Here is a 17,416-nt window from a genome sequence, read left to right as displayed (position 1 = left end):
CCTGGATGTCCCCCCGTGCCGGTCTGTCGAAGGAGCGAATCGCCCGTGCCGCAGCGGAACTGGCCGATGAGGTCGGATTCGCTCATGTCACCCTGGCGGCGGTGGCCCGCCGGTTCGGGGTGAAGGATCCCAGTCTCTACACCCATGTGCGCAACCTGCGGGATCTGCAGGTCCAGGTGGGATTGCTGGCGGGGGCGGAGATGAACGAGCGGATCGGTGCGGCGGTGGCGGGGCGGTCCGGTCGTGACGCGCTGTTCGCCTTCGGCGACGCGTATCGCTCCTACGCCCTCGACCATCCGGGCCGGTACGCGGCAACGCAGATCCACATGGATCCCGATGAGGTCGCCGGAGAGCCGGCCATGCTGCGCGGTATCGAGCTCACCGCGGCGCTGCTGCGCGGCTACGGGCTGAGTGAACCCGCGTCGACCGACGCCGGCCGCCTGCTGCGCAGCACATTTCACGGTTTCGCCACCTTGGAGGCGGCGGGCGGATTCGCCCACTCCAGACCCGTCGACGCCAGCTGGCACCACATTCTCGACGCCCTGCACCGCACCCTGACGCAGTGGCCGATTCCCACCGAAGAGAAAGCAGCGCAATGAGATCCGACACGCTGGCCGTACCCGGCGCCACCCTGTACTACGAATTGCGCGGTGACGGGCCACTACTGCTGTCGATTCCCGGTGGCGGTGGTGACGCGGGCGTCTTCGATGAGATGGCCGAGGTCCTGCAGCGCCACTTCACCGTCGTGGCGCTCGATCCGCGCGGATATTCGCGCAGCGTTCTCGACCACGGACCTGAGCGGCAGCAGGTTGCCGTGCAAGCCGACGACGCGGCGCGGCTGCTCGCGCATCTGAACGACGAGCCGGCGTTCGTCTTCGGTACGAGCAACGGCGCGATTGTCGGGCTCGACCTGCTGGCGAGACATCCCGGCAGGGTCCGCACACTGGTCGCGCACGAACCACCGTGCTTCGCCGTCCTGCCGGACGCCGACCTGCACCTCGCGATGGTCGAGGAGGTGTATGCGCTGCTGCACACCGAGGGAGTCGCCGCGGCCGGTGCGAGATTCCTCGCGAGCATCGGTCCGGCGATGAAACCGTCGCCCGAGGTGTCGCAGCTGTCGGAGCGTGCCGCGCGGATGTGGGCTCGCCTCGCCGCCAACGGCCCGCTCATGATCGAACACGAGTTGCGCGAATTCACTTCGTACACACCGGATTACCCGGCGCTGGCCCTCGTGTCCGACCGGCTGGTGCTCGCGGTCGGCCGCGAGACCCGCGGATGCCTGCCCTATCGGCCCGCCGCCGAGATCGCCGCCCGGCTCGGATCGGCGGTGGTCGAGTTCCCCGGCGCGCACAACGGTATCCGGACCGAGGCGGTGGAGTTCGCGCACCAGCTGATCGAGGTGCTGGCGGCGGAGCCCGCGAGCACGCCCGATCGCGGGTAGAACCGAAGGTCTCGCGGCGGATTACGTCACCGCAGCGTCATCCGACGGATTCGCCGGAACCCCGGCGGCGGCCATGCTCGATAAGTGTCCCCGAGCGCGAACCACGCACCCCACGAGGACATCCGTCGGCCGCTCCCCGCGGCCGATGGACCTACCGGTTTCGAGGAGTTCCCCATGACCACCGTCCGTTTTCACCTCGTCTCCACCCTGGTCCCCGCCGAGGTGGTGCAGGTCCTCACCGATTTCGGCCCATCCCGGGCGCAGGTGTGGCCGACGATCGACGCCGAGCACTTCGTCGTGCACGAGCAGGGTGAGGGCTGGGCCGAGGTCACCGAGGGGACGGAGGCCGCCTGGGAGCGTGCCCGCTACGAGTGGGACCCGTCGGGTGACACGGTGACCGTCACCACCCGGGATTCCAAACTCTTCGGCGCCGGTGGTGGCTGGGTCTTCCGTGCCACACCTGCCCCGGAGGGCAGCCGTGTCGACGTCGAACTGACTCGGACGCCGCGGGCCTTCAAGGGGAAGCTCCTCGCCGCGCTGCTTCCCCTGGCCGGCCCGTCGTCGCTGCGCAAATCCTTGCGAGTTCCGTTGCGGGCGGCCTGATTCCGGCAGCACCCGGCTCAGGCCTCGACCTCCCACACGAATCCGTCGGGATCGGTGAAGGAACCAAGGGGGCTGGTGACGGCGATCCGATGCGACCCGGAGCCCTCGGCCGGGACACCCGCGTCCTTGGCGGCGGCTTTACGCCCGTAGAGCGCGAGCTTGACCGAACCGGCCGGCGACTCGAATTCGGCGTACTTGCCGCCGAAACTCTTCGCCACGGTCAAGCCGCGTTCGACGTAGAACTGCTTGGTCGCCTTGACGCTGTCGACCCCGAGCAGCAGGACGAAATCGTCGACCTCGCGGGTGGCTGGTCCGGTGTCCTTCTTCGCCGAGGTCGCGATCTTCCAGACCGCGCCGTCGGGAGCCTGCACGACGCCGCCGTAGCCCCAGAAACTCTTCTTGGCCGGCTTCACCGTCGTCGCGCCCGCCGCGACCGCGGAACCGATGAAGCTGTCCACGGTGCTCGGCTGGGACACCACGAGGGAGAGGATGTATCCGCGGAAGCCGGTGGTCTCCGCGTCCGACTTACGGACCCGCAGCCGGTCGCCGAGACCGAACGCGGATTCGTAGAAGGCCGCGGCGGCAGCCGGGTCCGGGGTTTCGACGACGACCGATGCGATGGTGCTCTGAGCAGTGGTGATGTTCATGTCGAAGACGTTATCGGCGACCGCGGGCCCGTCGCTTCTCGATTCCTGATCACTCCGGGAGCCCCCGCGATCGACCGCGAACAGGCCGGCGAGGGTCAGTCCGATGAGCAGCACCCACGTGCGCGCGGCGGTCGCGGCGATCACGACCCCCACCGCGGTGAGCAGCAGATGTGCGGCGATGAGCGTGCGCCGGTCGATCGTGTCGCCCAGGGGAACGAGCAAGGCCAATCCGGCCAGGTACCCGAGCTGCCCGACCGTGACGATCCATCCCAGCTCGCCGGGCGGCACACCCAGGTCGTCGCCGATCTGGGTGAGGATCGGCTGGGCGGAGTAGACGGTCGCGACCGACACCGCGCAGATCGTGGCGAACAGGAGGCTGGTACTCGCCGACACCGAGTGGACCGATCCGGCGTGTCCGGTCGCGCGCACACTCGACCTGGTCGGCGATCGGTGGAGTCTGCTGATCGTGCGCGACGCGATGGACGGCGCCCGGGCATTCCGGGATTTCCAGCAGGCCACCGGAATTGCGCGCAACATCCTCACCGACCGGCTCCGGCGTCTGGTCGCGCGCGGCATCCTCGAACGTACGCCGGGTCCGTCGGGCCGGCGCCACATCTACACCCTCACTCCCGCCGGGCGCGATCTGTTCACCGTCGTCGTCGCCTTGCGGCAGTGGGGTGAGCGGCACGCCTTCGGCCCGGCCGAGGAACACTCCGTCCTCGTCGACGAACGCGGTGTCCCGATTCCCGAGCTCCGGCCCGCGAGTTCGAGCGGCGGGGCCGTGGACTCGGATCTGACCTCCGTGCGCAGGGCGGGCTGAGCGCAGAACCGTACCGGCACCGGTAATCGTCCGATTGAGCACCGCTGCGCTGGGTAGGTCGTTGCATGTCAGGAAATTGCGACGGAAGGGGACTCCGTGTCCGACCACAACAGTGGCCCGCGTGAGGGCATCAAGGGCGTCGTCGAGGATGTGAAGGGTAAGGCCAAGGAGGCGGCCGGCATCGTCACCGGCAACAACGACCTCGAGTCGGAGGGCCGCGCGCAGCAGGACAAGGCCGAATCGCAACGCGAGGCGGCCGAGAAGGAGGCGCAGGCCGAGAAGGCCCGGGCCGAAGCCAACGTCGACGAGGCGCGTCAGCAGTCTCACCAGCAGGGAAGCTGATTTCCCGACCGCTCACCCGTTCCGTGCCGGAGGAGGTTCTCGTGGTTTCACACGACGTCATCGCCCAGCTTCGCCAGGACATCACCACTGCGTCCGATGCCGGAGACGAGGCCGAAGTGCAACGGCTGCAACGCGAACTCGACACCGCGCTGCAGGCGTACCGCGAGAGCGGAGACGACGAACGAGGAGCGGAATGAGCGACACCGTGGCCGCCCGGGAGGCGGGGCGATGACCGAGGGTGCCGCCGAGCGGATCGCCGAACTGGCCGCGGCGGCCGGTTCGACGATCGCGGTGGCGGAATCGCTGACCTCGGGCAAGATCGCGGCCGCCCTCGGCGCGGCACCGGATGCGGGACAGTGGTTCCGCGGCGGGGTCGTCGCCTACAGCCCGGAGGTCAAACGCTCCGTCCTGGACATGCCCGATGTTCCCGTGGTGTCGCGGCCGGCCGCGGAGGCGTTGGCGGCGAACGTGCGGAAACTGCTCGGCGCGAGCTATTCGGTCGCGGTCACCGGTGTCGGTGGCCCCGAACCGAGTGACGGCGAAGAGCCCGGCACGGTATGGTTCGCCACCGCCTCCGAGACCGCGGTCACCGCGTGCCGGGCCGAATTCGACGGTGAACCGGAAGAGGTCCTGGAACAGACGGTGCGCTTCGCGCTGAGCTGTCTGCTGGACCGTCTGACCGCCGATCGATAAACGGTCCGCGGCCGACGACACCGTCCGCAAGGTTCGCAACTTCGCCGGATCCCTTACGCAGAACTAGGCAGTTGCAACGTATTTCGACGGGTACCCGTCCTGAGTAGCGTCCGAATCATGGAATTCGACGACGTATTCGGGAGGTCCCGACTGTGAAGAATCACCTCGTTCGCACGCACCGCTCGGCCGAGGTGTTCCCGCGGACGGAACACCTCGCGTGGCGGATCGCCGAAGTCGCCACGGATCCGGTCGCGGTGGCACCGGACACCGAAGAGATGATCGTCAATCGGATCATCGACAACGCGGCGGTCGCCGCCGCGTCGATCACTCGGCGCCCGGTGGCCGCCGCCCGGGCTCAGGCGCAGGCGCATCCGTATCGACCGGGCTCCTCGGTGTTCGGCGTCGCCGGCACCTATTCGCCGGAGTGGGCGGCCTGGGCCAACGGCGTCGCGGTGCGCGAACTGGATTTCCACGACACATTCCTCGCCGCCGAATACTCCCATCCGGGTGACAACATCCCGCCGATTCTGGCCGCCGCCCACCATGCCGGACGCAGCGGCCGCGACCTCATTCGCGGTCTGGCCACCGGCTACGAGATCCAGATCGATCTGGTGCGGGCGATCTGCCTGCACGAACACAAGATCGACCACGTCGCACACTTGGGACCCTCGGCCGCCGCAGGCATCGGTACGGCCCTCGGCCTCGACACCGAAACCATCTATCAGGCCATCGGTCAGGCCTTGCACACCACGACCGCGACCCGGCAGTCGCGCAAGGGGGAGATCTCCAGCTGGAAGGCCTATGCGCCGGCCTTCGCGGGGAAGATGGCCATCGAAGCCGTCGACCGGGCCATGCGCGGCGAGGGCGCGCCCGCACCCATCTGGGAAGGCGAAGACGGAGTGATCGCCCGGTTGCTGGCCGGGCCCGAGGCCGAGTATTCGGTGCCACTGCCGAGTCCCGGCGAGCCCAAGCGGGCGATTCTCGACTCCTACACCAAGGAACATTCGGCCGAATATCAGAGCCAGGCGCCGATCGATCTGGCCCGGCGGATGCGCGCGCGCATCGGGGACCTCGACCAAGTCGCCTCGATCGTGTTGCACACCAGCCACCACACCCACGTGGTGATCGGCACCGGCTCCGGCGACCCACAGAAATTCGATCCCGAGGCCTCGCGCGAAACCCTCGACCACTCGGTCATGTACATCTTCGCGGTCGCGCTGCAGGACGGCACCTGGCATCACGAGCGGTCCTACGCACCCGAGCGTGCCCGCCGGCCCGACACGATCGCGTTGTGGCACAAGATCTCCACCGCCGAGGACCCGGAATGGACCCGGCGCTACCACTCCACCGATCCCGCCGAGAAGGCGTTCGGCGCCCGCGCCGAGGTGACGCTGACCAGCGGTGAGGTGATCGTCGACGAACTCGCGGTCGCCGACGCCCATCCGCTCGGCGCGCGGCCGTTCGCCCGCGAGCAGTACATCGCCAAATTCCGCACGCTCGCCGAGGGAGTCGTCGACGCGGCCGAACAGGACCGCTTCCTCGACGCCGCGCAGCGGGCGGGCTCGCTCGCGCCGGGCGAACTCGCGCACCTGACGTTCACGGTGTCCGACGAGGTGCTCGCCCGCGCCCCGAAATCGCCGAAGGGATTGTTCCGATGACCGGATTGCTCGCCGCCACCACCTCCGCCGCCGATAAACGCGTCGCCTTCCGCGCCGGACTCGCCTCGGGGACGATCCAGCGGTTCCCCGGCGCCTTCAATCCGTTGGTGGCCAAGCTGATTCAGGAGATCGGGTTCGAAGGGGTCTACGTCTCGGGTGCGGTCGTGTCGGCGGAACTGGGGCTGCCCGATATCGGGCTCACCACGCTGAGCGAGGTCGCGGGCCGCGGCGGACAGGTCGCCCGGGTGACCGATCTGCCGGTGCTCATCGACGCCGACACCGGCTTCGGTGAGCCGATGAACGCCGCCCGCACCGTGACGCTGCTCGAGGACGCCGGACTCGCGGGCTGCCACCTGGAGGATCAGGTGAATCCCAAGCGCTGCGGCCACCTCGACGGCAAGGCCGTCGTGCCTGCCGACGAGATGGTGCGGCGCCTGCGCGCGGCCGTCTCGGCGCGGCGGGACCCGAATTTCGTGATCTGCGCCCGCACCGACGCCGCCGGCATCGAGGGCATCGACGCGGCGATCGACCGCGCCCGCGCCTACGCCGACGCCGGGGCCGACCTGATCTTCACCGAAGCGCTCAGCGGCGCAGCTGATTTCGAGAAATTCCGGGCCGCGGTCTCGATTCCGCTGCTGGCCAATATGACCGAGTTCGGCAAATCCGACCTGTTGCCGGCGCGGACGCTGGAATCCATCGGCTACAACGCGGTGATCTATCCGGTGTCCACCCTGCGCCTGGCGATGTGGGCGGCCGAGACCGGGCTGCGCGAAATCCACGAGACCGGCACTCAGGCGGGGTTGCTGGATCGGATGCAACATCGCAGCCGCCTCTACGACCTGCTGCAGTACGAGCGCTACAACGAATTCGATTCCGACATCTTCACCTTCACCCTGGGAAGGAACCAGTGATGACGAAGGCCGCGACTCCGGTGATCAACAAGGGCCTGGCGGGCGTCGTCGTCGACACCACCGCGATCTCGAAGGTGGTGCCGGAAACGAATTCGCTGACCTACCGGGGATATGCCGTCCAGGATCTGGCGGCGCACTGCACGTTCGAGCAGGTCGCCTACCTGCTGTGGTACGGCGAACTGCCGAACGATGCCCAGCTGGAACGGTTCTGCCAGCAGGAACGCGCGGCGCGGCGAGCCGATCGGTCACTGCTGTCGCTGGTGACCAAACTGCCCGACACCTGCCATCCGATGGATGTGGTGCGCACCGCGATCAGCTACCTGGGCGCCGAGGACCCGCTCGAGGACGACAACTCGCCGAAGGCCAACCGCGCCAAGGCGTTACGCATGCTGGCGGTGCTGCCGACCATCGTGGCCGCCGACCATCGCCGCCGGCACGGACTGGACCCGATCGCCCCGCATTCGCATATGGGATATGCGCAGAACTTCCTGAACATGTGTTTCGGGACGGTACCGGCGCCGGAACTGGTGCGGGCCTTCGAAGTCTCGCTGATTCTCTACGCCGAGCACAGTTTCAACGCCTCCACGTTCGCGGCGCGCGTGGTGACCTCGACGCAGTCGGACATCTACAGCGCGGTCACCGCCGCGATCGGCGCGCTGAAGGGGCCGCTGCACGGTGGGGCGAACGAGGCGGTCATGCGGGACATGCTCGACATCGGCGAGCCCGAGCGAGCCGAGGCATGGTTGCGGAAGAAGCTGGCGGACAAGCAGAAGGTGATGGGCTTCGGCCACCGGGTCTACAAGAACGGCGATTCCCGGGTGCCGACGATGAAGCGGGCGTTGCTCGATATCGCCGCCGCCACCGACGGCGGCCGGTGGGTGCGTATGTACGAGATACTCGAACATACGATGTCCGAGGCCACCGGAATCGCGCCGAATCTCGACTTCCCCACGGGCCCCGCGTATTACCTGCTCGGCTTCGACATCGAAACCTTCACCCCGATCTTCGTCATGAGCCGGATCACCGGCTGGGCCGCCCACATCATCGAACAGGGCGCCTCGAACGCGCTGATCCGCCCGCTCAGCGAATACGTCGGCGTCGGCCAGCGCTCGGTCCTGGCCTGACCGCCTCCGGGGCGGGCGGATCAGCCGTGCCGGATGCGAGGGGAGGCGAGGGCCGTCGGTGGGACGTAGTCGCCGACCGCCTCGCGGTGCCACCACACGTGGTCGCGGCGGAGTTCGTCGCGGGTGCTGAATCGGTAGAGGTAGTGCCGGATTCGCACATGGGCGGGCGGGGTGTCCGGAAAAGGATTGTGCCGCAACAGCTGCAGGGTGGCCGGGTCGTTGGTCAGCAGTCGCCGCAGGAACGGGCCCAGCCAGGAGCGGGCGTAGATCGGGGAGATGGCGGCGAACCACATCAGCCAGTCCAGGCGCAGATGATAGGGCGCCCACTGGCGCGGCAGCCGGTGCGGATCACCGGGCTTGCCCTTGAAATCGTATTCCTCCCACCGGGTTTGGTCGGTGATGTGCCGGTCGCGGGTGCCCTCCACCACCAGTTCCCAGCGCCGGCGCTCGATCCGCCCGAACGCGCCGTAGGTGTTCACCAGGTGGTACCGATTGAAGCTGGCGTTCATCTGCTGGTGCCCGGACATCAGGTTACGGATCGGCCAATAGCTGAGCACGACCACCGCGGCGGTGAAGGCGACCACCCCCACGACGAACCACATCGGCGGGTCCGGGAACGCGGTCCGGTCGGGCAGCGGCAGGACGGTCGCGGCCGAGCGGGCGTCGATCGCGGTGCAGGCCAGCAGAATCGTCAACCAGTTGAGCCAGGCGAAATTGCCGGACAGGACCAGCCACAACTGGGTGACCACGACGACCGCCGCGGCGATGCTCGCGACCGGCTGCGGAGTGAACAGCGCGAACGGCACGACCAGCTGCGCGATATGGTTCGCGGCCACTTCCACACGGTGCAGCGGTCGGGGCAGGTGGTGGAACAGCCAGCTCAGCGGGCCGGGCATGGGCTGGGTTTCGTGGTGGTAGTAGAGGCAGGTCAGATCGCGCCAGCAGGGGTCGCCGCGCAGTTTGATCAACCCCGCGCCGAACTCCACCCGGAACAGCAGCCAGCGCGCAAGCCACAGCACGAGAATCGGTGGCGCGATGTGGTCGTTGCCGAGAAAGATCGCCAGGAATCCCGTCTCCAGCAGCAGCGATTCCCAGCCGAACGAATACCAGGCCTGGCCCACGTTGACGATCGACAGATACAGCGCCCACGCCGCCAGCCACAGCAGCATCGCCGCCCACAGCGGCACTCGATCGTCCGCCCCGGCCGCCAAGGCCACCGCCAGCGCCGCCCCGGCCCAGGCGACACCGGCGAAGAACCGGTCCGAATAGTGCAGATGGAACAGGCTCGGCGAACTCCGGAAGGAGGATCGGGCCAGGAACGCGGGCACCGGCAGCATGCCGCCGGCGCCGATGAGCGCCCGGAACTGCCGCGCGGCGCCCACGAACGCGATCAGATAGACGACCGCGAGGCCGCGTTGGAACACCTCGCGCGCGAACCAGTAGTCGGGCGCCGTGAACCACTGCATGCTCGGGGCATACCCGCTGCCGCCGGTCGCGATGCCGGGTTCAGTCCTTGAAGTACACCAGCTGATGGGTGGTGGCCAGCGGCCTGCCCTCGGCGCCCCACAGCTGTGCGGACTGATCGAAGTAACCGCCGCCGAAATGCTGCCCCCGGGCGGTGGCGAGCAGCGGACGATCACCGTGGGCGGCGAGCGCGGCGGCGTCGGCGTGGAAGTAGACGGTGAGCGAGACGGTACTGGCGGCGACCATCCGGCCCTGGCGCACCATCACCCGCGGGATGAACACATCCGCCAGGGCCGTCAGCGCGGGAAAATCCAGCGGGCGAGCCGGGAGGTCGCGCACCCACAGGGTGCTCGTGGAGGTCGGCTGTTCCCGCGGCTCCGGAGTGATCGGCCCACCGCCCTCGATGAACCGCATCTCGTAGTTGCGCATCCACACCGGGAATTCCGGCGGTTGTGCCACGGGCACCGACTCGGCGGGCGGCGCGGCCGGCGGTTCGATCTCGGTATCGGACCAGGTGGGCCGCCGGGCGCCGCAGACGACGGTCGCGGTGGTGGTCACCGCGTCGTCCTGGCTCAGCGTCAGCATCCAGTGCTGGGTGCTGCGATTGGTTCGTACCGGCCGGCTGTCGATCGTGAACGGTCCGTCGGCGATCGGGCCCGCGTAGTTGACGGTGATCGACACCGGTTCGGCCGCGCACCGCGGATCGTCGAGGACCGCGCGCACGGCGGTGGCCGCGGTGACTCCGCCGAAGGGGCCCACCATATTCGAATACGACGCCGCGGTACGGGCCTGGTAGCGGCCCGCGCCGGCGGGCTCCGGCGCGGTGGCGAGATCGAACGGGTGGGTGCCGAGATCGGTGCGATTCACGGGCGGGTACTCCTTGTCCGGGATGGTGGGTTCGTGGCGGACGCCGGGATCGCGGCCCGCAGCGATGATTCGAGTTGGTCGCCGACGCGGTCCAGGGCGGTGGTGCTGCGTTCGGCCCGGCACATCGCCACGCTGCCCTCGAACGCCGCGATGATCAGGGTGGCGGTGCGTTCGGCCTGCGCCTGCTCGGCCCCCTCGTCGCGCAGCGATTGCGCCAGCAGGTCGGTCCATCGCACGAAGGCGGTCGCCGCCGCCTCGCGTGGGCGGCCCTCGGCATCCGGCACGTCCTCCACCGAGACCGCCAGCACGGGACATCCGGCGCGAAAGTCGCTGGCCAGCAGATTCTTTCGCCAACCGCGCAGGAACGAGCGCAGGCCCTCGATCGAACCCTTGCGCAATTCGCGCGACAGCGTCGCCGCGGTCAGATCGCCGGCGAGGGCGACGGCCTCGGTGGCCAGTTCGGCCTTGCCGCCGGGGAAGTAGTGGTAGGTCGAGCCGAGTGGAGCGTCCGCGAAGTCGGCGAGGTCGCGCACACTCGTGCCGGCGAGACCGCGCCGGCGAATCATCTCGGCGGCGCCCGCCACCAATTTCGCACGCGAATCATCCGGTGTGCTGTTCATATCCCCCACCTCCTATAACGTTCGTCATAGCGTAGCTCGCCCACTATAACGATCGTCTTAGGCGGGTGTGCGGCGAGGTCCCAGCGGAGCCGGGGCGAGTCTGGTTCGATGGACGATGTGACCCTGTTCGTCGGGACTTCCGGCTGGCAGTACCGGGACTGGCGCGGCGTGCTCTATCCGCCGGGCGTACCGCAGCGGCTGTGGCTGGAACGGTATGCGGCCGCCTTCGCGACCGTCGAGAGCAACAACGCCTTCTATCGGCTGCCCAGTCGCGAGGTCTTCGCCGCCTGGCGGGAACGGACGCCGGACGATTTCGTCGTGGCCGTGAAGGCCAGCCGCTTCCTCACCCATGTCAAACGACTACGCGAGCCGGCCGAGCCGGTGCAGCGGCTCCTCGAACACGCCGCGGGCCTGGGCGATCGGCTGGGTCCGATCCTGGTGCAGCTGCCGCCGACCCTGCGGGCGGACGCGAATCTGCTCGACGACTGTCTGCGAGAGTTCCCGGCGACGGTGCGCGTGGCCGTCGAACCACGCCACGAGTCCTGGTGGACACCGCGGATCCGTGCCGTGCTGGAGGAACGCGGCGCCGCGCTGTGCTGGGCGGACGCGCGCTCGCGCCCGGTGACGCCGCTGTGGCGCACCACCGACTGGTCGTATCTGCGTCTGCATTCCGGGCTGGCGCGCCCGCAACCCCGGTACGGCCGGCGCGCCCTGACCGCATGGGCGCATCGGCTGGCGGACACCTTCGGTCCCGCCGACGGCTACGTGTATTTCAACAACGACCCGGGCGGCGCGGCCGTCCACGACGCGGTGGTGTTCGCCGGGCTGGCGCGGTCCGCGGGGCTGACGGTGACTCGCACGGACGTGCCCTCCTGACGGACCGGCGGATCACCCGAGCTGGTCGAGGAAGGTTCGCGGCAGCGCGACAGCGGGAGTGCCCGCGCAATGTCGCCCCGCCTCGCCCGAGAGCCGCCGGACGACGGCGAGCAGTGCCGGGCCCTCGTCGATCAGCGGTCGCACCAGTCCCGCTTCGACGCAGCGGCGCAGCGCCGGCGCGAGAACCGCCTCCGCCTCCTCCGACCGCCCCACGGTCTCGAGGCAATTCGCGAACAACAGCGTGGCGCACAGGGCGGCGCGCGGCCGCGCGGCGGCATCGATCGACTCGCGCAGGGCGCGGGCGCGGGCCAGTGCCCGCCCGGGTTCCGCGCGCAACAGCCACCGGACGGCCGCTTCCTCGGTGAGGTCGTGAATCGTGGTCGCCACGCCGTCGGACGCCCCGCGGGGTGCGGGCGGCTCGCCGGGGCCGGATTCGCTGATCCCCAGCCGGATTCGCTCGAGTTCGATGCGTGCCGACAGCCGCGGCAGGGCGTGTGCGGTGGCGACCTCGGTGCCGTCGGCGAGTAGTCGCCGCGCTGCCTCACGGTCCCCGCGCAGCGCCTCGATGCGCGCACCCGTGCCGTAGACCGCGGTCAGGAAATCGACTGTGCCGCCGTCGAATCCGAATTCCACCGCCACGCCGAGCAGATGGTGCGCCTCCGCGATCTCGCCGCGGTCGTAGAGGAAATCGCCGAGTGCGGCCGAGGCCAGCCGAGCGGTGAGGGAACTCTCCCCGGTCGTGGTGCGCGCCAGATGCAGCGCCGTGCGCAAGTGTTCCTCGGCCGCCTCGCTGTCGAGTTGCTCCCGCGCCGCCATCCCCGCGAAACAGTGGCTGTACATGATGCTCAGCGCCCCGGTGATGTGCCGGAAATAGGTCCGCCCCCACCGGTGCCATTCGTGGACGCGGTCGAAGTCGAACCGGTGCAGGGCGGTGAAGGCGCCCAGGTTGGCCGCCGCCGACAGCACGAACGGCGCCAGCGAATCCGCACGGGCGCAACTCTGTTCGACGATGTCCTCCAGTCCGTCGAGATGATCGGCGAGCGCCGCCTCAACCCCGCACAGAATCGACGCCTCGACCGCGAGATCGGATTTCCGGTGTCTCGGAGGCTGTTTCGCCGAATCGGCGGCCAGCGCCAGCTGCAGTGCGGTGTGCATGCGGCTCGGCCGCCGCAACAACACCGCCGCCCAGGCCAGCGTGATCTGCAGGGTCGGATCGGTCGCGGCGTCGGTGACGGGCAGTTTCGCCGCCAGCGCCGCCAAGGTGGCCAGATGCGAATGCTGCACCAGTTCGCGGGCGTGCGCGGAGACCAGCGCCACCGCGCGTCCGGGGTCGCCCGCCGCCATCGCGTGGTCGATCGCCTCGCTGAGCATGTCGTGGGCGGCGAACCATTCGGCGGCCCGGCGGTGCAGGCGCGGTACGCGGTCGGGGTGGTCGCGCTCGAGCCGCTGGCGCAGGAAATCCGAGAACAGCGTGTGGTAGCGGAACCATTCGCCGTCGTCGTCGAGGCGGCGCAGGAACAGGTCCCGTCGCTCGATGTCCTCGAGCAGCGCGCGCCCCTGCGGCCGTCCGGTCAGCTCCGAGGCGAGCGATCCGCACACCTTCTCCGTGACAGCGGTTTCCAGCAACGCGGCCAGCAGTTCGGGTTCGAGTGCGTCGAGCACGTTGTCGGTCAGATATTCGCTGATCGCCTGATGCCGTCCGGACATGGTGGCGATCGCGCTGCCCGGATCCTCGCGCCCGCGCAGCGAGATCGATGCCAGTTGCAACCCGGCGACCCAGCCGTCGGTGCCGGTACGCAGCCGGTCGATATCGGCGGCGTCCAATGCCGGCCCGCCCACCCGGGTCAGGAAGTCCGCCGTCTCGTTCTGATCGAAACGCAATGCCGCGGAGTCTATTTCGATCAGATCGTCGCGAACGCGGATGGCCGAGAGCGGTAGTCCGATCATCTCGCGGCTGGTGATCAGCAGTTGCAGATGGTGGCAGGCGTTGTCGAGCAGGAAACGCAGGGCGGCGGTGGTATCGGCATCGGTGACGCGATGCCAGTCCTCGATGATCATCACGATCCGTTCGCCGTCGGCGTGGATGCGGTTGATCAGCGTGGTCAGTACATAGCGCATCACATCGTTGCCGTGTTCCTCGACGACGCGCAGCAGTTCGGTGGTCAGGGCGGGCCGCGCCCGGCCGACGGCTTCGACGAGGTGCAGCAGGAACCACACCGGATTGTTGTCGTCGTCATCGATATTGAGCCAGCAGGTGGCGACCCCGCGGCCCACCATCCGCTGCCCCCACTGGGCGGCGAGCGTGCTCTTACCGAAACCCGCCGGCGCGTGGACGACGATCAGGCGCGGCCAGCGATCGCGATCCATCGAATCCAGCAGGCGGGGACGGCGCACCAGCGGACGCGCGGAGAGCGCGGGATGGAATTTGGTCTCGGCGGTCGGCGGTGTCGTCACCGGGTCGGCCGGGGGAAGCAGACCGAGCCGGGTCGGTTCGCCGACGCGATCGGCGGCGGAGGCGGGTTCGGCCGCGGGAGTCTCCGGGGTCGGAATCGCCATCTCGTCCACGCGAATCCCGCGGTGGCGCTGCAACTGCTGCGCCCGCCGGCCGAACTCCACCGCGGAGACCGGGCGCTGTGCCGGGTCGGTGGCCATACTGTCCTCGATCAGTGCGCAGATGTCGTCGGGAATGCCGCCGGGACGCAGATCGGGAATCGGTTCCTCGGTGATGCGCACGAATTGGGCGACCAGCCGCTCACCGGAGCGGCGCTGGAAGGCGGCGTGGCCGGTGAGCATGCAGAACAGGGTGGCGCCCAGGCTGTAGATGTCGGAGGGGACCGTCGGGGTGCCGTCGCGCAGCACCTCGGGAGCGGTGAACGCCGGCGACGCCGTCACCACGCCGGTGGTGGTGCGGAAACCGCCCTCCACCCGGGCGATACCGAAATCGGTCAATTGCGGTTCGCCGTAGTCGCTGAGAAGCACGTTGCCCGGCTTGATATCCCGATGCAGGATGCCGGCGCGGTGCACGGTTTCCAGCGCTCCGGACAGCTTCACCGACATGCGCAGCGCGGCAGTGATATCCAGGGGCCCGCCGTGCTGGATCCGCTGTTCCAGCGAGCCCTTCGGGTGATACGGCATCACCAGATAGGGCCGCCCGCCGCCGGTCGTGCCGACCTGCAGGATCGCGACGATGTTCGGATGTTCCGGGAGCCCGCCCATGGCCCGCTGTTCACGCAGGAATCGTTCGAGATTCTCGTCGCCGAATTCGGATGTGGCGGTGAGTACCTTCACCGCGACGGTGCGTCCCAGTGCGAGTTCGCGGCAGCGATAGACGACGCCGAATCCGCCCCGCCCGATGATGTGCGCATCCGCGAACCCGGCCGCTCGCAGATCGTCATCGATCACCAGGGAGCGGTCGCGCTGGGTTGCCATGGGGTCCTTGTCGGCCATCGGCACCGTTTCCGTCTGTACTGCTTCCGCGGAGCCCGTCGCGCTGGCATGTCAAGTATAGGCGCGGCCTGCGCGGATGCCGTGGCCGAGACCGTTCGCTCACCCGGCGGCCGAAACGGCGGGCGACGCAACGGGATTCGCGTGCCGGGCAGGGCGGGATCGGCCACGGGGGATGGTCACCGTCCGGAGGCTGCTGGCATGCTGTCGATATGGCCGACATCCGCTGGGAAATCTCCGACTCCATCGCCACCATCACGCTCGATCGCCCGCAGCAGCTCAACGCCTTCACCACCGCGATGGGCGAGGAACTGATCGCCGCCTTCGACGACTTCGACCGCGACGACCGGGTGCGCGCGATCATCGTCACCGGCGCGGGCCGCGCGTTCTGCGCCGGCGCGGATCTGTCGGCCGGAGCCGAAACCTTCGCCGCCGAGTCGACCGATACCTTCCGCGACGGCGGCGGCGAGGTGGCGCTGCGGATGTTCGAATCACAGAAGCCGATCATCGCCGCGATCAACGGTCCCGCCGTCGGCGTCGGTATCACCATGACCCTGGCCGCGGACTTCCGGCTCGCCGCCGACACCGCGCGCATCGGATTCGTGTTCAATCGCCGCGGCATCGTGCCGGAATCGTGCTCCAGCTGGTTCCTGCCCCGCCTGGTGCCCCTGCAGACCGCGCTGGACTGGGTGTACTCCGGCCGGCTGGTCGAGGCCGACGAGGCGTTGGACGCGGGCCTGTTCTACGCCCTGCATCCGGTCGGCGATCTGCTGGACCAGGCACAGGCTCTGGCGCGACGGCTCACCGAACATTCGGCGCCGGTCTCGGTGGCGTTGTCGCGGCAGATGCTGTGGCGCGGCCTCGGCGCCGACCATCCGATGATCTCGCATCGCGTCGAATCGCGCGGTATCAACCAGCGCGGTGCCAGCGCCGACGCCCGCGAAGGCGTCTCGGCCTTCCTCGAGAAGCGGCCCGCGCGATTCCCCGACAGCGTCGAGCACGACCTGCCCGATGTGTTCGCCGGTGACCTCGCGACTCCACCTTTCCGACCCGCCTGAACCGACCGGTGCCCCTGGAGGAACGCATGATTCGCTGGAGCTGGATGTACATCGACCGGCCCGCCGCGCGGTTCGACGACGCCTTCGCCTTCTGGACAGCGGTGACCGGCACCGGGCTGTCGGCCCGTCAGGGTGAGCACGCCGAGTTCGCGACTCTCGACCCGGCGACCGGTGACGCCTACCAGGCGGCGCAGGCGGTCGGCGGGGACGGTGGCGCCCATCTCGACATCGATGTCGTCGATCTCGACCGCGCTCGCCGCGCGGCGCGTGCTCTCGGCGCGACCCTGGTCGCCGATCACGACACCTGGTCGCTCGCGCGGTCCCCGCACGGCCTGCCGTTCTGCCTGACCACCGGCGACGGGCGGCATATCCCCGCGCCGGTGACCGGACCCGACGGCAGTCTCAGCCGGGTCGATCAGCTCTGTTTCGATATCCCGCCGTCCGGCTACGACGGCGAGGTCGAATTCTGGGCCGCGCTCACCGGCTGGCCCGTGCAGCGCACCGGTCGCGCCGAGTTCACCCGGCTGCTCGTCCCCGCACACCTGCCGGTCCGGATCCTGATGCAGCGCCTGGACAGCGAACAGATGCCGGGGGCCCATATCGATATCGCCTGCGCCGATGTCGAGGCGGTGGCGACCTGGCACGAATCGCTGGGCGCCCGGCGCGCGCACCGCGGCGCGCAGTGGCTGGTGATGAACGATCCGGTGGGCGGGGTGTACTGCCTCACGGAGCGAGACCCGTTGACCGGCAAGGTATTTCGGCGCGGCCCGCGCTGAAGGGGCCCTCCAGGGCGCGAGCCGGTGTGCAGGTCCCGGGACCGGTTGCGGCGCGCCGGCGTAGATCGGCGC

At 69.2% G+C, this 17,416-nt stretch carries 18 protein-coding genes and 1 pseudogene; 13 read left to right on the top strand and 6 right to left on the bottom strand.

Going from position 1 to position 17,416, the window contains the following annotated elements:
• Positions 1–5: 5 nt before the first annotated feature.
• The 3 genes from IRT45_RS16705 (at position 6) to IRT45_RS16695 (ending at position 2,044) form a co-directional block, all read left to right on the top strand.
• A complete protein-coding gene (locus IRT45_RS16705) occupies positions 6–599 on the top strand; it encodes a TetR/AcrR family transcriptional regulator (RefSeq protein WP_194806761.1) in 594 nt (197 codons plus the stop codon).
• The gene (locus IRT45_RS16700; RefSeq protein WP_194806760.1) at positions 596–1,441 is read left to right on the top strand and encodes an alpha/beta hydrolase; all 846 of its coding nucleotides are present in this window, start codon (positions 596–598) and stop codon (positions 1,439–1,441) included. Before IRT45_RS16705 ends, IRT45_RS16700 begins: the two co-directional genes overlap by 4 nt.
• A 174-nt stretch (positions 1,442–1,615) precedes the next feature.
• Positions 1,616–2,044: a hypothetical protein gene (locus IRT45_RS16695; protein WP_194806759.1), complete on the top strand. Its 429-nt coding sequence runs from the start codon at positions 1,616–1,618 to the stop codon at positions 2,042–2,044.
• A 17-nt stretch (positions 2,045–2,061) separates the two neighbouring features.
• Here the strand turns inward: IRT45_RS16695 and IRT45_RS36925 are convergent, their stop codons facing one another.
• Together IRT45_RS36925 and IRT45_RS37775 are read right to left on the bottom strand one after the other, a co-directional pair.
• Complete coding sequence (locus IRT45_RS36925) at positions 2,062–2,691, bottom strand: glyoxalase (RefSeq protein WP_228534478.1); 630 nt, start codon at positions 2,689–2,691, stop codon at positions 2,062–2,064.
• An 87-nt stretch (positions 2,692–2,778) separates the two neighbouring features.
• A pseudogene (locus IRT45_RS37775) lies at positions 2,779–3,042 on the bottom strand (MFS transporter); the annotation flags it as partial.
• Positions 3,043–3,052: 10 nt separating this feature from the next.
• Between IRT45_RS37775 and IRT45_RS16685 the strand changes: the two are divergent.
• From IRT45_RS16685 to IRT45_RS16655, 7 genes are all read left to right on the top strand, one after another.
• The gene (locus IRT45_RS16685) at positions 3,053–3,511 is read left to right on the top strand and encodes a helix-turn-helix domain-containing protein (protein ID WP_309241007.1); all 459 of its coding nucleotides are present in this window, start codon (positions 3,053–3,055) and stop codon (positions 3,509–3,511) included.
• A gap of 96 nt (positions 3,512–3,607) precedes the next feature.
• Positions 3,608–3,853, top strand: coding sequence for a CsbD family protein (locus tag IRT45_RS16680; RefSeq protein WP_194806757.1), 246 nt, complete (start codon positions 3,608–3,610; stop codon positions 3,851–3,853).
• 41 nt (positions 3,854–3,894) lie between these two features.
• A complete protein-coding gene (locus IRT45_RS16675) occupies positions 3,895–4,050 on the top strand; it encodes a hypothetical protein (protein ID WP_194806756.1) in 156 nt (51 codons plus the stop codon).
• A 31-nt stretch (positions 4,051–4,081) separates the two neighbouring features.
• Positions 4,082–4,546 (top strand): CinA family protein, encoded by a 465-nt coding sequence (locus tag IRT45_RS16670; protein WP_194806755.1) that lies wholly within the window; start codon positions 4,082–4,084, stop codon positions 4,544–4,546.
• Positions 4,547–4,698: 152 nt separating this feature from the next.
• Complete coding sequence (prpD, locus tag IRT45_RS16665) at positions 4,699–6,204, top strand: 2-methylcitrate dehydratase PrpD (protein WP_194806754.1); 1,506 nt, start codon at positions 4,699–4,701, stop codon at positions 6,202–6,204.
• Entirely contained in the window at positions 6,201–7,115 is a 915-nt protein-coding gene (gene prpB / locus IRT45_RS16660; protein ID WP_194806753.1) for a methylisocitrate lyase, read from the top strand. Before prpD ends, prpB begins: the two co-directional genes overlap by 4 nt.
• A complete protein-coding gene (locus IRT45_RS16655) occupies positions 7,115–8,239 on the top strand; it encodes a bifunctional 2-methylcitrate synthase/citrate synthase (RefSeq protein WP_194806752.1) in 1,125 nt (374 codons plus the stop codon). The genes prpB and IRT45_RS16655 overlap by 1 nt, the downstream gene beginning before the upstream one ends.
• 20 nt (positions 8,240–8,259) lie before the next feature.
• On the opposite strand, the gene IRT45_RS16650 is transcribed toward IRT45_RS16655, so the two are convergent.
• The 3 genes from IRT45_RS16650 to IRT45_RS16640 are packed head-to-tail and all read right to left on the bottom strand — an operon-like array spanning position 8,260 to position 11,190.
• Positions 8,260–9,705 (bottom strand): lipase maturation factor family protein, encoded by a 1,446-nt coding sequence (locus IRT45_RS16650; protein WP_194806751.1) that lies wholly within the window; start codon positions 9,703–9,705, stop codon positions 8,260–8,262.
• A gap of 40 nt (positions 9,706–9,745) precedes the next feature.
• Positions 9,746–10,570 carry a thioesterase family protein gene (locus IRT45_RS16645; protein WP_309241006.1) on the bottom strand — a complete coding sequence of 275 codons (825 nt, stop codon included), beginning with the start codon at positions 10,568–10,570 and terminating at the stop codon, positions 9,746–9,748.
• Complete coding sequence (locus IRT45_RS16640) at positions 10,567–11,190, bottom strand: TetR/AcrR family transcriptional regulator (protein WP_194806750.1); 624 nt, start codon at positions 11,188–11,190, stop codon at positions 10,567–10,569. The genes IRT45_RS16645 and IRT45_RS16640 overlap by 4 nt, the downstream gene beginning before the upstream one ends.
• A 117-nt stretch (positions 11,191–11,307) precedes the next feature.
• Here IRT45_RS16640 and IRT45_RS16635 point away from each other — a divergent pair, with 117 nt between their 5' ends.
• Entirely contained in the window at positions 11,308–12,066 is a 759-nt protein-coding gene (locus tag IRT45_RS16635) for a DUF72 domain-containing protein (RefSeq protein WP_194806790.1), read from the top strand.
• A gap of 12 nt (positions 12,067–12,078) precedes the next feature.
• Here IRT45_RS16635 and IRT45_RS16630 read toward each other — a convergent pair whose 3' ends face one another.
• Entirely contained in the window at positions 12,079–15,513 is a 3,435-nt protein-coding gene (locus IRT45_RS16630) for a serine/threonine-protein kinase (RefSeq protein WP_194806749.1), read from the bottom strand.
• Between the two features lie 209 nt (positions 15,514–15,722).
• Between IRT45_RS16630 and IRT45_RS16625 the strand changes: the two genes are divergently transcribed.
• Together IRT45_RS16625 and IRT45_RS16620 are read left to right on the top strand one after the other, a co-directional pair.
• Positions 15,723–16,568, top strand: coding sequence for a crotonase/enoyl-CoA hydratase family protein (locus IRT45_RS16625; RefSeq protein ID WP_194806748.1), 846 nt, complete (start codon positions 15,723–15,725; stop codon positions 16,566–16,568).
• Between the two features lie 26 nt (positions 16,569–16,594).
• Positions 16,595–17,344, top strand: a complete 750-nt coding sequence (locus tag IRT45_RS16620; RefSeq protein ID WP_194806747.1) for a VOC family protein — start codon at positions 16,595–16,597, stop codon at positions 17,342–17,344.
• The last annotated feature ends 72 nt before the right edge of the window (positions 17,345–17,416 follow it).

The organism is Nocardia sp. BSTN01 (assembly GCF_015354405.1).
Classification (GTDB): Bacteria; Actinomycetota; Actinomycetes; order Mycobacteriales; family Mycobacteriaceae; genus Nocardia.
Note: the sequence above shows the minus strand (reverse complement) of the source record. Positions and strands in the feature narration are given on the sequence as shown.

Excerpts from the sequence above, each read along its gene's own strand:
- IRT45_RS16705 (WP_194806761.1), top strand. The coding sequence starts at position 6 with ATGTCCCCCCGTGCCGGTCTGTCGAAGGAGCGAATCGCCCGTGCCGCA.
- IRT45_RS16700 (WP_194806760.1), top strand. The coding sequence starts at position 596 with ATGAGATCCGACACGCTGGCCGTACCCGGCGCCACCCTGTACTACGAA.
- IRT45_RS16695 (WP_194806759.1), top strand. The coding sequence starts at position 1,616 with ATGACCACCGTCCGTTTTCACCTCGTCTCCACCCTGGTCCCCGCCGAG.
- IRT45_RS36925 (WP_228534478.1), bottom strand. The coding sequence starts at position 2,691 with ATGAACATCACCACTGCTCAGAGCACCATCGCATCGGTCGTCGTCGAA.
- IRT45_RS16670 (WP_194806755.1), top strand. The coding sequence starts at position 4,082 with ATGACCGAGGGTGCCGCCGAGCGGATCGCCGAACTGGCCGCGGCGGCC.
- prpB (WP_194806753.1), top strand. The coding sequence starts at position 6,201 with ATGACCGGATTGCTCGCCGCCACCACCTCCGCCGCCGATAAACGCGTC.
- IRT45_RS16655 (WP_194806752.1), top strand. The coding sequence starts at position 7,115 with ATGACGAAGGCCGCGACTCCGGTGATCAACAAGGGCCTGGCGGGCGTC.
- IRT45_RS16650 (WP_194806751.1), bottom strand. The coding sequence starts at position 9,705 with ATGCAGTGGTTCACGGCGCCCGACTACTGGTTCGCGCGCGAGGTGTTC.
- IRT45_RS16640 (WP_194806750.1), bottom strand. The coding sequence starts at position 11,190 with ATGAACAGCACACCGGATGATTCGCGTGCGAAATTGGTGGCGGGCGCC.
- IRT45_RS16630 (WP_194806749.1), bottom strand. The coding sequence starts at position 15,513 with ATGGCCGACAAGGACCCCATGGCAACCCAGCGCGACCGCTCCCTGGTG.
- IRT45_RS16625 (WP_194806748.1), top strand. The coding sequence starts at position 15,723 with ATGGCCGACATCCGCTGGGAAATCTCCGACTCCATCGCCACCATCACG.
- IRT45_RS16620 (WP_194806747.1), top strand. The coding sequence starts at position 16,595 with ATGATTCGCTGGAGCTGGATGTACATCGACCGGCCCGCCGCGCGGTTC.